At 75.5% G+C, this 13,659-nt stretch carries 13 protein-coding genes; 7 read left to right on the forward strand and 6 right to left on the reverse strand.

What is annotated here, in order from left to right; all coding sequences use genetic code 11:
• Positions 1 to 142 precede the first annotated feature (142 nt).
• Both K7862_RS05460 and K7862_RS05465 read left to right on the forward strand, forming a co-directional pair.
• On the forward strand, positions 143 to 1,093 hold the full coding sequence (locus K7862_RS05460) for a phosphatase PAP2 family protein (RefSeq protein WP_222961203.1): 951 nt from the start codon (positions 143 to 145) through the stop codon (positions 1,091 to 1,093).
• A gap of 71 nt (positions 1,094 to 1,164) precedes the next feature.
• Positions 1,165 to 2,301, forward strand: a complete 1,137-nt coding sequence (locus K7862_RS05465) for an MFS transporter (protein WP_222961351.1) — start codon at positions 1,165 to 1,167, stop codon at positions 2,299 to 2,301.
• A gap of 108 nt (positions 2,302 to 2,409) precedes the next feature.
• Here K7862_RS05465 and K7862_RS05470 read toward each other — a convergent pair whose 3' ends face one another.
• Entirely contained in the window at positions 2,410 to 3,153 is a 744-nt protein-coding gene (locus tag K7862_RS05470) for a polysaccharide deacetylase family protein (protein WP_222961205.1), read from the reverse strand.
• Positions 3,150 to 4,520 (reverse strand): glycosyltransferase, encoded by a 1,371-nt coding sequence (locus tag K7862_RS05475; protein WP_222961207.1) that lies wholly within the window; start codon positions 4,518 to 4,520, stop codon positions 3,150 to 3,152. The genes K7862_RS05470 and K7862_RS05475 overlap by 4 nt, the downstream gene beginning before the upstream one ends.
• Positions 4,521 to 4,950: 430 nt before the next feature.
• Between K7862_RS05475 and K7862_RS05480 the strand changes: the two genes are divergently transcribed.
• Positions 4,951 to 5,646, forward strand: coding sequence for a phosphatase PAP2 family protein (locus K7862_RS05480; protein WP_222961209.1), 696 nt, complete (start codon positions 4,951 to 4,953; stop codon positions 5,644 to 5,646).
• 120 nt (positions 5,647 to 5,766) lie between these two features.
• Here the strand turns inward: K7862_RS05480 and K7862_RS05485 are convergent, their stop codons facing one another.
• From K7862_RS05485 to K7862_RS05495, 3 genes are all read right to left on the reverse strand, one after another.
• On the reverse strand, positions 5,767 to 6,405 hold the full coding sequence (locus K7862_RS05485) for a hypothetical protein (RefSeq protein WP_222961211.1): 639 nt from the start codon (positions 6,403 to 6,405) through the stop codon (positions 5,767 to 5,769).
• A gap of 391 nt (positions 6,406 to 6,796) precedes the next feature.
• Complete coding sequence (locus K7862_RS05490; RefSeq protein ID WP_222961212.1) at positions 6,797 to 7,735, reverse strand: M56 family metallopeptidase; 939 nt, start codon at positions 7,733 to 7,735, stop codon at positions 6,797 to 6,799.
• 2 nt (positions 7,736 to 7,737) lie between these two features.
• Complete coding sequence (locus K7862_RS05495; RefSeq protein ID WP_222961213.1) at positions 7,738 to 8,139, reverse strand: BlaI/MecI/CopY family transcriptional regulator; 402 nt, start codon at positions 8,137 to 8,139, stop codon at positions 7,738 to 7,740.
• Between the two features lie 438 nt (positions 8,140 to 8,577).
• Between K7862_RS05495 and K7862_RS05500 the strand changes: the two genes are divergently transcribed.
• The 4 genes from K7862_RS05500 (at position 8,578) to K7862_RS05515 (ending at position 12,467) form a co-directional block, all read left to right on the forward strand.
• Positions 8,578 to 9,693 (forward strand): LLM class flavin-dependent oxidoreductase, encoded by a 1,116-nt coding sequence (locus tag K7862_RS05500; RefSeq protein ID WP_222961214.1) that lies wholly within the window; start codon positions 8,578 to 8,580, stop codon positions 9,691 to 9,693.
• Between the two features lie 91 nt (positions 9,694 to 9,784).
• Positions 9,785 to 10,816, forward strand: a complete 1,032-nt coding sequence (locus tag K7862_RS05505) for an LLM class flavin-dependent oxidoreductase (RefSeq protein WP_222961215.1) — start codon at positions 9,785 to 9,787, stop codon at positions 10,814 to 10,816.
• A gap of 92 nt (positions 10,817 to 10,908) precedes the next feature.
• Positions 10,909 to 11,658, forward strand: a complete 750-nt coding sequence (locus tag K7862_RS05510) for an NADPH-dependent F420 reductase (protein ID WP_222961223.1) — start codon at positions 10,909 to 10,911, stop codon at positions 11,656 to 11,658.
• 236 nt (positions 11,659 to 11,894) lie between these two features.
• Positions 11,895 to 12,467 (forward strand): class IV adenylate cyclase, encoded by a 573-nt coding sequence (locus K7862_RS05515; RefSeq protein ID WP_222961226.1) that lies wholly within the window; start codon positions 11,895 to 11,897, stop codon positions 12,465 to 12,467.
• A gap of 52 nt (positions 12,468 to 12,519) precedes the next feature.
• Here the strand turns inward: K7862_RS05515 and ychF are convergent, their stop codons facing one another.
• Entirely contained in the window at positions 12,520 to 13,608 is a 1,089-nt protein-coding gene (gene ychF / locus K7862_RS05520; RefSeq protein ID WP_222961230.1) for a redox-regulated ATPase YchF, read from the reverse strand.
• Positions 13,609 to 13,659 lie beyond the last annotated feature (51 nt).

Consider the following 13,659-nt stretch of genomic DNA (forward strand, 5'->3'; position numbering starts at 1 on the left):
CCGGGCCGCCGCGAGCAGGAGAAGGCCATGCAACGCGAATCGAGGCCGGCGACCGGACCGCCTCGGGCACTCCCCCAGGCCCCCGGGCCCGTGTAGCGTCTACAGTCCTGTAGACGATGTGAGGTGGTCAGGTGTTTTCCGCATGAGTGCGTTCCCGCGCCGGTGGCCCGTGGTGACGGCGGCGGCCTGGATCCTGTTCGCCGCGCTGGCGGTCGTCCTCGCCGTGCACGGCTGGGGGTCCTTCGGGTTCGAGCGGGCGGCGATCGACTGGAGCGCCCAGCACCGGCCGGCGGCGGCCCGGCACGTCGCGATCGGCGTCACGGTGCTCGGCACGGGAGCGCCGCCCTACCTCGTCGCCCTGGCCGCCGGAGCCGTCCTGACCCTCATGGCGCGCGGCCCCCGGACCCGCAAGACCGACCTCGCGCTCCTGCTGACCCCGGTGCTCTGGCTGATCGCCGGGCAGCTCGTCCGCGAAGGGCTCATGCACGCCTTCGCCCGGCTGCGGCCCTCGTCCGTGCACTGGGCGACCACGGCGACCGGCTTCTCGTTCCCCTCCGGTCACTCCTTCTCCTCGGTGGTCTGCGCGGGCCTCCTCGTCCTGGCGATCGCCCGCCGCCGCCCGTCCTGGACCCGGGCCGCCTGCGCGGTGGCCGTCGTGTACGGGATCGCGGTCGGCCTCAGCCGCGTCTACCTGGGGGTGCACTGGCCGCTCGACGTCCTCGGGTCCTGGCTGCTGGCCGCCGGCTGGCTGGCCGCCGGGGCCGCCGTCCTCGCCCGCGTCGATCCGGTGGGCCGGGACGGGACGGGGGATCCGGGACGGGGTTCCGGTGCGGCGGACGGCCCCGGACGCGGAGCGGGCGACGGGGACGACGCCGGATCGGGCGCGGACGGCGCTGCCGGCGCTGACGGCACGGATGAACCGCAGGCGCCCGACGGCGGGGGCGGCCCGGAGCGAGCCGGCGGCGCAGCCGGCCCGGAGCGCGGGTCCGCCGGGCGGCGGGGACGCGCGGAACGTACGGGGCGCCCGGGACGGGCGGAAGGGCGGGGCCGCCTCGGACGCGGTGGCCGGCCGGGACCGGCGATCGCGTCGTGAGCGCCGCCGAGCCCGCGCGCACCGAGCCGCCGGTGACGCGGCCGGCCGGCGCCACCCCGCCCAGGCGCCACATGTGGCCGTTGTACGCGGCCGGGTTCACCACCGCCTTCGGCGCGCACGGCATCGCCGCCAACCTCGGGGCCCGCGGCGAGGGCGCGGTCACCTCGCTGCTGGTGCTGGGCGGGCTGCTGGCTCTGTACGACGGCGCCGAGGTGCTGCTCAAGCCGGTCTTCGGGACGCTGGCCGACCGGGTCGGCGCGCGTCCGGTGCTGGTCGGCGGCCTCGTCGCGTTCGCCGCCGCGTCGGCCGCTTACGCCGTCGCGGACAGTCCTGGCTGGCTGTGGGCGGCGCGGCTCGGCCAGGGCGCGGCCGCGTCGGCCTTCTCACCGTCGGCCTCGGCGCTGGTCGCCCGGCTCAACCCGGCGGCCGAACGCGGGCGGGCCTTCGGCAGTTACGGCTTCTGGAAGTCGGTCGGCTACACCCTGGGCCCGCTGCTCGGCGGGGTGCTCGTGTGGGGCGGCGGCCGGCGCCTGCTGTTCGTCGTCCTGGCCGTGCTGGGGGCCGCCGTGGCCGCCTGGGCGGCGCTGGCCGTCCCCGCGGTGCCGCCGCTGCCCAGGACCCGCCAGACGGTGGTGGACCTCGCCCGGCGGCTGGCCGACCCCGCCTTCCTCACCCCGACCGCCGCGCTGGCCGCGGCGACCGCGGCGCTTTCGGTCGGGGTGGGCTTCCTGCCGGTCTCGGGACGGGCGGCCGGCCTGGGGACCGTGGCCACGGGTGCGGCCGTGTCGGTGCTGGCGGCCTGCGCGGCCTTGGTCCAGCCCCGGGCCGGACGTGCCCTGGACCAGGGCGCCCTCACCACCCGCTCGGGCATCACGGCGGGACTGCTGCTCACGGCGGGCGGCCTGGCCTGCGCGATGCTGCCCGGCCTCACCGGGGTGCTGCTGGGCGCGGCCCTGATCGGCGTCGGCACGGGCCTGATCACCCCGCTCGGGTTCGCCGCCCTGGCCGCCGCCACCCCGGCCGCCCGGCTGGGCCAGACCATGGGCGCCGCCGAACTCGGCCGCGAACTCGGCGATGCGGGCGGCCCCTTGCTCGTCGCCGTGGTCGCCTCCCTGACGACCCTCACCCACGGCTACGCGGTCCTGGCGGTCCTCCTCGCCGTCGGCCCGGCGGTCGCCTGGGTCCGCGGACTCCGGGTCACGGTGTAAGGGGCCCGGCACACCTCACCGGCCGGAACCGGCACCCCGACGCCCGCGCCCGCCCCGACCGCTCGAGGGCGAGCACCCCATCGGGACAGCCCGGAGAGCCCCTGCGCCTCAGCCCGCGCTCAGCCCGGGGACCCCGTGGTCCCGCAGGGGTCCGACCTCCCAGCCGCGGGTGTGGCAGGTGTCGAGGATGGCGGGCAGGGCCCGCAGGGTCGTGCGCCAGGAGCCGGTGGCCGAGGTGCAGTCGGAGTCGTGCAGCAGGATCGTGCCGCCGCCGCGCAGGTCCCGCAGGACGGTGTCCTGGACGGACCGCGGGGTGGCGCGCCGGCGCCAGTCCTCGCCCCAGCAGGTCCACAGCACCGGCGTGAGGCCGAGGCGGCGGCAGGCCACGTGGGCCGCGGTGGACATCACCCCGTAGGGCGGACGGAAGAGCACCGGCGGGCGGCCGGTGACGTCGGCGACGGCGTCGCGCGCCCGGGCCAGGTCGTCGTAGGCGGCGCGCGGGCCGCGCAGCAGCAGCGGGCTGTGGTGCCAGCCGTGGATGCCGATCTCGTGCCCGGCGTCGGCCATGTCCCGGGCGAGCCCGGGCGAGCGGGCCAGCATCGAGCCGAGCAGGAAGAAGGTGGCGCGGAGTTCGCGGCGCCGCAGCAGGGCCAGGAAGTGCGGGGTGGAGAGGTGGTCGGGGCCGTCGTCGAAGGTGAGCGCGACGTGGCCCGGGCGCCCCTGTCCGGACAGACGCGGCATCGTCCTGGTGCGCAGCGGGCCGAACGTGGAGATCACCGGTGCGGCGTGCAGCGCGGCGAGCGCGGGCACGACGGCGGCCGAGGCGAGCAGGGCGGCGCGGGCGGGCGTCATGACCGGTCTCCGTGCAGGTAGTGGGTGACGGCCGTGAAGCGCCCCGGCGCGTGCTCGTAGGCGCAGGCCAGTGGTGCGAGGACGCCGAGCGAGAGGGTGGCGGCCACGGTGACCGCGGCCGCGCCGAGCCGGCGCCGGTCGCGGCGGCGTCCGCGGGCGGACGGCCCCTTGGGCCCGGACGAGGGCGGTGCCGGGGTGGACGCCGGCGACGGCGGGCGGTTCCCGGTCCGCGCGGCGACGGCGGGCACCGGGCCCGGCGCCGACCGGTGCAGGGCGAGGCCCGCCGCGCGCTGGTCGCCGCCGCGGCTTCCGTTGAGGAGTTCGGCGAGCACCGGGCCGAGGTCGTCGGGCCGGCGGACCCAGGCGGCGAGGCCGGCCTCCTCCAGGGCTTCGGCGTTGGTGCGCCCGTGGCCGGGGATGCAGCGGTAGCTCGCCACCGGCAGCCCGGCGGCGAACGCCTCCAGCGAGGTGAGCCCGCCCGCGTTCTGGACCAGGACGTCGCAGGCGTGCATCAGGCCTGGCATGTCGTCGACCCAGCCGAAGGCGTGCTCGACGCCGTCCTGCCGCAGGTGCCCGGCCAGCGCGCTGTTGCGCCCGCACACCACGACCGGGACGGCCAGTCCCGTCGCCCGTATCTCCGCGGCGGCCTCCCGGACCGGGCCGACCCCCCACGAGCCGGCCACCAGCAGCGCGAGCGGGGCGTGTGCGGGCAGGCCGAACCGGGCCCGCGCGGCGGACCTCTGGCCGTCGGCGGGCGGGCTGAACCGCGCGTCGGTGACGGGACCGGCGACGGTGACGGCGGCCGCGCCCTGGGCGTGGGCCTGCGCGGCGGGCACGGCGTGGACGGCCAGGTGGGCGTCGACCCCGTCGGCTATCCACAGGCCGTGGACGGAGAAGTCCGTGAGGTACGTCAGGGCCGGGACGGTCAGCAGACCGCGCCGGCGCAGCGCGCCGAGGACCTGACTGGCTCCCGGGTACGTCGACACGACCGCGCGGGTGTCCGGCGGCAGGCCGCGCAGCAGCCGGCGTTCGGCGCTGCGGAACAGCGCCCGCCATATCCAACTCGGCCGGGACGTGCGGTCGGTGGCCCGGTAGAGGTGCTGGTAGCCCTCCGGGGCCCAGGTCAGCAGGCGGTGGTACGTGCCGCACACCAGCCGGCCGGCGCCCGCGGGCAGCAGGTCCAGGAAGTTCTGCCGGTCCACCAGGTAGCCGTGGGCCCGCAGCCGTTCGGTCAGCCCCGCCGCCGCGCCGTCGTGCCCGGCGCCGACGCTGGCGGAGACGACGACGATCCGCCGGGGGCCCGGGTCGTGGTGGGCGGCGGGCGGCGCGAGTGCCGGGCCCGGCAGCGGGTCGGGGCGGTCGGGCACGGTGGATCAGCCTCCTGACGGCGACGGGGACGGCCGGGCAGGCCCATGGCCGGGTCGGACCGCGGGCAGGCCGAAACTGGCCCTTGCACGGGCCAGGGCGATGGCGCGGATGCGGCGGCACCGAGAGGCGAAGCTACTACATCATGTAGAAATTGGGGAGCGGGCAGCCGGGCCGGATAGGCGCGTGGAGGCAGGTCGGCGCCGGACGGCCGGTGGGCGCGCGCGACCGGGGCGGCGTTGGGCCCCGAGGGCTGACGGACCGGGTGCCGCTCTGCCCTTCTACAACATGTAGTAAGTTACCGGTGCAGTCACCTCAACGTCACCGCGATGTCATCGGCATGCCACCGCGGACCGGAGCGCCGGCCCGCCGCGTGTCGCCCCGCCGCGCCCCTCGCGCTCACGACGTGCCCATACGGAAGGACGTCTCGCTATGACCGCGGCCGCCACCGCGCAGCTGGCCTTCGACGGATCAGGGATCGACGGCTCCCTGTTCACCTCCGTCACCGATTTCGCCCGTGACACCAAGTGGCTCAACACCCCCATGGAGGTGTGGACCAACCTCGGTCTGGGCGTCTTCGCGGTGCTCATGGTCATGGGCTGGTGGAGCGCGCGCCGCCGCGGCCCGCAGGCGATGACGGTCGCGCTCGCCGCGCCGGTCGCCGTCGTGACCGCCTTCGCCGTCGCCGAGGTGGTCAAGAAGATCGTGGGCGAGGTGCGCCCCTGCCGTTCGATGCCGCACGCCTACCTGGTCGACACGTGCCCCGCGCCCTCGGACTACGCCTTCCCCAGCGGCCACAGCACCGTGGCCGCCGCGACGGTGGCCGCCCTGTTCCTGCTGAACCGCCGGCTGTGCGCGATCGCCACGGTGTTCGCCCTGGTCGAGGGGTTCAGCCGGGTCTACGTCGGAGCGCACTACCCGCACGACGTCCTGGGCTCGGCCGTCCTCGCCCTGCCTGTCGCGTTCCTCACCAGCCTGGCGCTGCGCCGCTGGGCCACTCCGCTCGTGGCGTCCCTCAGCCGGGGCGCGCTGCGTCCCGTGCTGACCGCCGGGCCGGACGCGGGGCCCTGGGCCGAAGGAGCCGAACCCGCCGCGGAACCGGCCGCCGTCACCCAGACCGCCGGCTGACGGTCCCCTCGCGACTCCGGGCGCCCGGCCTTCCCCCGGGCCGGGCGCCCGGCCCTTCCTCGCGCCGCGGACCGGCCACGGACGTCACCCCTTTCGTACGGCCGGTCCGCGGCGCGAAGGTCACTCCTCTCCCCGCTCCGCCCGATAGGCGCGCAGCGTCAGCGACGCGGCCGGCCAGGGCTGCGGAAGGGGACGCAACCGCCGCCAGTCGTACGGGGGATGCCCGAGCTTCGGCCGACGCCGGTCGTAGACGTTGATCAGCGCCCAGCCCGTGACACACGCGACGATGCCCGCACGGGCCGCGACGTCGCCGGGACCCGCGCCCGGCGCCAGCAGCCCGCCGAGCCCGGCCGTCCACAGCCACGAGCCGAGCACGGGATAGACCACCAGCTGGTGCCACACCTTGGTCGGGGCGAACGCCTGCCGGCGGGTGAAGAAGCCCTTCCGCAGCTCCCCCCGCCACTGCACAAGGCCGAAGCACAGCCATCCCGCGGCGGAGACCAGCGCCGGCCACGGCCCCGCGGCTCCGTCCGGCCGTCCCGCGCCGATCCGCCAGACGCCCAGGCCGACCGCCGCGGCCAGCAGCGGGTCGCCGAGGAGCACGGCGACGAACCCGGTGCGCGGACCCATGAGGCGCCGCTCCAGCACCAGCGCCAGCAGCCACAGCCCCGCGGGCGTGACCCCGAACGCGGCGGCCGCGGCGACCCAGGGCCCGTGCCGCAACGGCGCCGCGGGCCAGCACAGCACGCCTCCGCTCACGGGAAGGACGTTGCCCGCCGGGCCCCTCGCTCATGCCCGGCCCGGGCACGGTTCACGAGGGGGGCGGCACGTGGATCGGACCGGAGGGCGGCCCTGCGGACGGCGACGGCAGGCACCTCGGGCCGGAGGGGGCCTGCGGGCAACGGCAGGCAACTCGGGCCGGAAGCAGGCCTGCGGGCGGTGACGGGCCCCGGATGAGGGCCTGCGGGCGGTGACGGCACCCAGCTCGGACCGGAAGCGGGCCTGCGGGCAACGGCAGGCAACTCGGACCGGAAGCGGGCCTGCGGGCGGTGACGGGCCCCGGATGACGGCCTGCGGGCACTGCGGGCCCCGAACGACGGCCTGCGGGCACCAACGGCACGCAGCTCGGGCCGGAACGGTTCTGCGGGGGTCAGCGGCCGGGGCGGAGGTGGCCGGCCGTGGCGTGGGCGTGCATCGCGGCCTCGAAGAGCCGCTCGGTGTCGTGGGCGGTGACGGCCAGGCTGGCGCAGCAGGCGGTCATCAGGGCGGCGAACGCCAGGGCCGCGCCGTTGCGGCGCGGGATCGGCGGGGCCAGCAGGGCCCGTACGCGCTGCGGGACCGGGCCGCCCGTGGCGGCCAGGGCCGCCCGTTTCGCCCGGCCCGACGCCAGGGCCGCGCGCGCTATCGCCCGCGCCACCAGGGGCCGGTCCTCGACCACGGCGCCCGCGTCCTCGTCCGCCCAGCGCTCGACGGCGAACGCGCCGGCCCGCTCCAGCGGCCGCAGCAGCGGATCGACGACCGCCGCCAGGTGCAGGATCAGCGAGAAGAGGTGGTGGCGGTGGCGCAGGTGCGCCCGCTCGTGCGCGAGCAGCGCGCTCCGCTCCCGCGCGTCCAGCACCCGCAGCATCCCGGACGAGACCACGACCCGCCCCGGCAGCCCGAGCACGGCGAACGCCGCCGGCACCGGATCGTCGACCACCGCGAGGTCGCCGCCTGCCGCCAGTTCCCGGCACTCCCGCCACGCGCTGACCAGCGCCCGGCCGCGGCGCCACGACGCGACCGTCGCACTGACCACCATGGCCAGCACCACGGCGGCGCATCCCACGGCGAACTCCCGGTCCACCGGGTCCTCGGCCGCCAGCACCCGTACCGACCACGGCCCCTGCGCGGCCACCAGCGGCAGCTGGCCGACGACCGTGAAGGCGAGGATCGCCAGCTCGGTCACCCAGGTGCCCGCCGCCACGACGGCGGCGCACGTCATCGCCCAGGCCCCGGCGCGCGGCGGCATCCGGCGGCCCACCCAGGGTGCGGCCACCGCGAGCAGCGCGCTCACCAGCAGCGGGAGATACATCGGCGCCGGCCAGAACACGGCTACTCCTGGTCGGGGAGCCGGTCGGGCAGCGCGCCGTGCAGCAGCTGCTCCAGCAACTGCTCGTCCTCCGCCGACAGGTCCGACACGAAACGGGCCAGCACCGCCGCGCGGTCGCCGCCCTCGTCCAGCAGCGAGTGCATGCCCGCCGCCACGACCCCGGCCCGGTCGTCCACGGGCGCGTAGACGTGGCCGCGCCCGGCACGCCGGCGGGTCACCAGGCCCTTGTCGCACAGCCGCGTCAGGATCGTCAGCACGGTCGTGTAGGCCGCGCCGGTCACGCTCTCCTGGACCACGGCCGCTGTCACCGGGCCGTCGGCCGCCCACAGCGCGGCCAGCACCTCGCCCTCCAGCTCACCGCGCGCCCGTCGCCGGGCCTCCCCCCGGCCGTCCTTCTCCGTCACCCGGCACCTCCTCTTCCTCTCATGTTTCTCTCATCGTCAGGACCGTCGCCGACAAGCTACTACGAGTCGTAGAAAACGGACCATCGGGCCGTCGCCCGGAAGCTCCGGAAGCCCCGGAAAGCCCTCACACTCCGGGGCGGCAAGACGGGCACCGACGCGTTCACGATCAGGTAAGGTAAGGCTTAGTTATCCCTCGTATGGCCGGGAGCGTAGCCGTTCGCCCCCGGCCATACGCCTGCCCGGCGAGCACCGAGGGCCCGCCGCGGGCCGCGCGCGGACGCGTCATCGCCGCCCTCCGCCTCCCGGCACCCCCGTCGCCACCCCCCCTCCCTGTGGCGTGCGCCATGGTCAGCCCGAATTAATTGACGCGTCAAGTACATCGCGGCAGAATGGGAATGTGCTTGACACGTCAAGCATTCGGCGTCACAGGAGGAGACGATGACGACACCGGCCTTCGAGTTCGGCCTCAACAGCTTCGGGGAGATCGCCACCGACGCCGGCCGCACGCTGAGCGACGCGGAGACGCTGCGGCTGCTCGTCGACGAGGCGCGGCTGGCCGACGCCGTGGGCCTCGACGTGTTCAGCGTCGGCGAGCACTACCGGCCCGACCACACCGACACCGCGCCGCCCGTGCTGCTCGCCGCGATGGCGACGGCCACCGAGCGCATCCGGCTCGGCACCTCCGTCACCGTGCTGAGCACCAACGACCCGGTCCGGCTCTACCACGCGTTCGCCACGCTGGACGCGGTCTCGGACGGCCGGGCCCAACTCGTGCTCGGGCGCGCGTCGGTGACGGAGTCCTTCGCCCTGTTCGGCTACGACCTCGCCGACTACGACAGGCTCTTCGAAGAGAAGCTGGACCTCTTCCTGCGGCTGCAGCGCGAGGAGTCGGTGACGTGGTCCGGCACCGTCCGCGGCCCGCTCGCCGACCAGCGCCTGCGCCCGCGGATGCGCCCGGGCGGCATCCCCACCTGGATCGGCGTCGGCGGCAACGCGCACTCGGTGGTGCGCGCGGCCCGCCACGGTCTGCCGCTGATGCTCGCGATCATCGGCGGGCGCCCGCAGCGTTTCGCCGGGCACGTCGAGCTCTACCACCGGGCGCTCGCCGAGGCCGGACAGCGTCCGCTGCCCGTGGGCCAGCACTCGCTCGGGCTGGTCGCCGAGACCGACGAGGAGGCGGTCGAGACCTGGTGGCGCCACTGGCAGCCGGTGGTGGCGGGGGTGGCCGCGGAGCGCGGCTTCTACGCGCCCACCCGGGACCGCTACCTGGCCGAGGTCGACCAGGGCGCGCTGTTCGTCGGCTCCCCGGAGACGGTGGCGCGCAAGATCGCCCGCGTCGCCCGTGACCTGGGGCTGAGCCGCTTCGACCTCAAGTACGACATCCTCGGGCTGCCCCGCGAGGCCCGCGCGCGGACGATCGAGCTGCTGGGACGTGAAGTGGCGCCGCGGGTCCGGGAGTTGCTGGGGGCTGCCGCTCCCGCGCCGACGGCCGGGCGGCCCACGGCCGCTGCGCCCGGCGCGTCCTCCGCGGGAGCCGGCTCCCCCATCGGCTGACGCCGCTCCCGCCGCCCGCGCCACCGCCGCCCTCCGGCCGGCACGGCCGGCCCCGCACCCACCACCCACCCGGTCCCTCTGGACGGACACCATGACTGACCTGCTCTTCGGCCTCGACACCTTCGGCGACCTGCCGCTCGACGACGACGGCCGCACCGTCTCCCACGCCGCCGCGATCCGGCACGTCGTCGATGAGGCGGTGCTGGCCGACGAACTCGGCGTGGACGCCCTCGCGCTCGGCGAGCACCACCGGCCCGAGTACGCGATCTCGACCCCCGAGACCGTGCTCGCGGGCATCGCCACCCGCACGTCCCGGATCCGGCTCGGTTCCGGCGTGACCGTGCTCAGCTCCGACGACCCGGTGCGCGTCTTCCAGCGCTTCGCCACCGTCGACGCACTGTCCGGGGGCCGGGCCGAGGTCATCCTGGGCCGCGGCTCGTTCACCGAGTCCTTCCCGCTGTTCGGCTACGACCTGCGCGACTACGACCGGTTGTTCGAGGAGAAGCTCGACCTCTTCGTCAAGCTGCTGGACGAGAAGCCGGTGAGCTGGCAGGGCACCCTCCGTCCGCCGCTGGAGAACGCCGACGTCTTCCCGAAGACCGACTCGGGGCGGCTGACCACCTGGGTCGGGGTCGGCGGCTCCCCGCAGTCGGTGATCCGCACCGCGCGCTACGGCCTGCCGCTGATGCTCGCCGTCATCGGCGGCCCGGCCGCCCGGTTCCGGCCGCTGGTGGAGCTGTACCGGCGGGCGGCGGACGAGTTCGGCACCACCGCGCACCCGGTCGGCATGCACTCCCCCGGGTTCCTCGCGGACACCGACGAGGAGGCCCGCGAGATCTTCTGGCCGCACTACCGGGTGATGCGCGACCGCATCGGCGCGCTGCGCGGCTGGCCGCCGGTCCGGCGCCTGGAGTACGACACCGAGATCGCGCACGGCTCGATGTACGTCGGCTCGCCCGAGACCGTCGCCGTGCGCATCGCGGACGCCGTACGGACGCTGGGCGTGGGGCGGTTCGACATGATCTACAGCGTCGGGACGGTGCCGGCCTCGGCCCGGCTGCGCGCGGTCGAGCTGTACGGGTCCCGGGTGATCCCGCGGGTGCGCGAGCTGCTGGCCGGCTGAGGCGCGGGGCGGCGGAGGACGACAGGCCCGGAGCGGGGCCGCCGGCGGACGGCGGCCCGGCCGGCCGGGACACTCAGGCAGGGAGAACGGACATGGACACGACGGTGGGTGCCGCCGACCGGGCGGCGGAGGCCATCGAGGCAGTGGCGGCCGAGGCAGCGGCGGCCGAGGCACCAGCGACTCAGGTATCCGCGACTCAGGTGTCCGCGGCGACGACGCTGGCCGTGCTCGGCGCGGGCAAGCTCGGCACGGTGCTGGCCCGGCTGGCGGTCGCGGCGGGGCTGCGGGTGCTCGTCGCGGGTTCGGGGGATCCCGCGCGGATCGCGCTGACCACGGAGGTGCTCATGCCGGGGGCCGAGGCGACCACCGCGGTAGACGCCGCACGGCGCGCCGACGTGGTGGTGCTCGCGCTCCCGCTCGGCAAGTACCGGACGGTCCCCGCCGGGGAGTTGCGCGGCAAGCTCGTGGTGGACGCGATGAACCACTGGTGGGAGGTGGACGGCGCCCGGGAGACCCTCGTCGCCCCGGACACCTCCTCCAGCGAGACGGTGCAGGCGTTCCTGCCGGAGTCCCGGGTGGTGAAGGCGTTCAATCACATGGGGTACCACGACCTGGAGGACGAGGCCCGGCCGGCCGGTGCGCCCGGCCGCAAGGCCATCGCCGTCGCGGGTGACGACCCGGCGGACGTCGCGGCCGTCTCCGCCCTGGTGGACGCCCTCGGCTTCGACCCCGTACGGGCCGGGCGCCTCGCGGACGGCATCCGGCTGGAGCCCGGCACCAAGCCGTTCGGCGCCAACGAGGAAGCCCCGACGCTGCGTTCGATGCTCAGCCCGGCCGCCTAGCCCCGGCCGTCCGGCACCCGGCGGTTCCTCGGCCGCCGCCGCCGGGGCTGCCACGCACGGACGACGTCCTCCGGCCCCCAGTGCGCCGCCGGCGGCAGGCCCTCGGTCACCCCGCACCGGGAGACGGCGGCCAGGGGCGGGTCTCCACCGGAAATCGGCTCGGCGCCGCGCGGGCGAACCGCTACGTTGCGGTGGGACGGGCCACGGTGCGAGGGGCCGACGGGGAAGGGCACATCGTGAAGCACGAGTACGAGGCGAAGTTCCTGGACGTCGACGTGACAGGGCTCCAGGGCGGGCTGGCGGCGCTCGGGGCGGTGCGGGCGTTCCCCCGCACACTGCTCACGCGGAAGATCTACGAGGGGGCCGGCCTGACCGGCGACCGGTGGGTACGGCTGCGGGACGAGGGGACCCGGACCACGCTGACCCTGAAGGAGGTCACCGACGGCGATTCGATCCACGGCACGACCGAGATCGAGACCGAGGTCGGGGACTTCGCCGCGACCGCCGAGATCCTGACCGCGCTGGGGCTGCGCGAGGTGGGGCACCAGCAGAACTACCGCGAGGAGTGGCGGCTCGGGGACGTGGCCTTCGACTTCGACACCTGGCCCGGCCTCGCCACCTTCCTGGAGATCGAGGGCCCCGACGAGGAGTCCGTCCGCAGGGCGGCGTCCGCACTGGACCTGGACTACACCCTGGCCCGGTTCGGCAGCGTCGGCGCCCTCTACCGGACGGAGGCGGGCCGCGACATCAGCACCGAGCCCACCCTCCTCTTCCCCGGCCCCGACGAGGCCGCCGATCCCGCCCGCTGAACGCCGTCACACCGGCACGGCCTTCGCCGGACATACGAGGACGCCGGACGCGTCACACGTTGAAGCGGAACTCCACCACGTCGCCGTCCTGCATGACGTAATCCTTGCCCTCCATGCGGGCCTTGCCCTTCGCGCGGGCCTCGGCGACGGAGCCGGTGGCGACCAGGTCGTCGTAGGAGATGACCTCGGCCTTGATGAAGCCCTTCTGGAAGTCGGTGTGGATGACACCGGCGGCCTCGGGGGCGGTGGCGCCGCGCTTGATGGTCCAGGCGCGGGACTCCTTGGGGCCGGCCGTGAGGTAGGTCTGCAGGCCGAGCGTCTCGAAGCCGACCCGGGCGAGCGTGGCCAGACCCGGCTCGGTCGCGCCGACCGACTCCAGGAGCTCCATGGCGTCCGCCTCGTCCAGCTCCGCGAGGTCCGCCTCCAGCTTGGCGTTGAGGAAGATCGCCTCGGCCGGCGCGACCAGCGCGCGCTGCTCGCCCTTGAAGCCCTCGTCGGTCAGCTCCTCCTCGTCGACGTTGAAGACGTAGAGGAACGGCTTGGTGGTGAGCAGGTGCAGGTCGTGCAGGAGCTCCGCGCGCTCGGAGCCCTGCAGGATGCCCTGGGAGAACAGCGTGTCGCCGCGCTCCAGGATCGCCTGGGCCTCCTCGACCGCCGCGACCTTCGGCGCGACGTCTTTCTTGATCCGGGACTCCTTCTGAAGCCGCGGCAGGACCTTCTCGATGGTCTGCAGGTCGGCGAGGATCAGCTCGGTGTTGATCGTCTCGATGTCGTCCTCGGGCGACACCTTGCCGTCCACGTGGACCACGTTCTCGTCCCGGAAGGCCCGGATGACCTGGCAGATCGCGTCGGACTCACGGATGTTCGCCAGGAACTTGTTGCCCAGGCCCTCGCCCTCGGAGGCGCCGCGCACGATGCCGGCGATGTCCACGAAGTCGACCGTGGCCGGCAGCACCCGCGCGGAGGAGAAGAGCTCCGCGAGCTTGGCCAGCCGCGCGTCCGGCACGCCCACCACGCCGACATTGGGCTCGATGGTGGCGAACGGGTAGTTGGCCGCCAGGACGTCGTTCTTGGTCAGGGCGTTGAAGAGCGTCGACTTGCCGACGTTCGGCAGGCCGACGATTCCGATGGTGAGCGACACGTTGGCGACTTCCGTTAAGGCCGTGGACAGCCAGCAGGCAGGAGAGGGACG

This window comes from Actinacidiphila acidipaludis (assembly GCF_019890725.1).
GTDB lineage: Bacteria > Actinomycetota > Actinomycetes > Streptomycetales > Streptomycetaceae > Actinacidiphila > Actinacidiphila acidipaludis.

What these genes read in the sequence shown, in the direction of transcription:
- K7862_RS05460 (WP_222961203.1), top strand. Translation starts at nt 143, where the DNA reads ATGAGTGCGTTCCCGCGCCGGTGGCCCGTGGTGACGGCGGCGGCCTGG.
- K7862_RS05465 (WP_222961351.1), top strand. Translation starts at nt 1,165, where the DNA reads ATGTGGCCGTTGTACGCGGCCGGGTTCACCACCGCCTTCGGCGCGCAC.
- K7862_RS05470 (WP_222961205.1), bottom strand. Translation starts at nt 3,153, where the DNA reads ATGACGCCCGCCCGCGCCGCCCTGCTCGCCTCGGCCGCCGTCGTGCCC.
- K7862_RS05480 (WP_222961209.1), top strand. Translation starts at nt 4,951, where the DNA reads ATGACCGCGGCCGCCACCGCGCAGCTGGCCTTCGACGGATCAGGGATC.
- K7862_RS05500 (WP_222961214.1), top strand. Translation starts at nt 8,578, where the DNA reads ATGACGACACCGGCCTTCGAGTTCGGCCTCAACAGCTTCGGGGAGATC.
- K7862_RS05505 (WP_222961215.1), top strand. Translation starts at nt 9,785, where the DNA reads ATGACTGACCTGCTCTTCGGCCTCGACACCTTCGGCGACCTGCCGCTC.
- K7862_RS05510 (WP_222961223.1), top strand. Translation starts at nt 10,909, where the DNA reads ATGGACACGACGGTGGGTGCCGCCGACCGGGCGGCGGAGGCCATCGAG.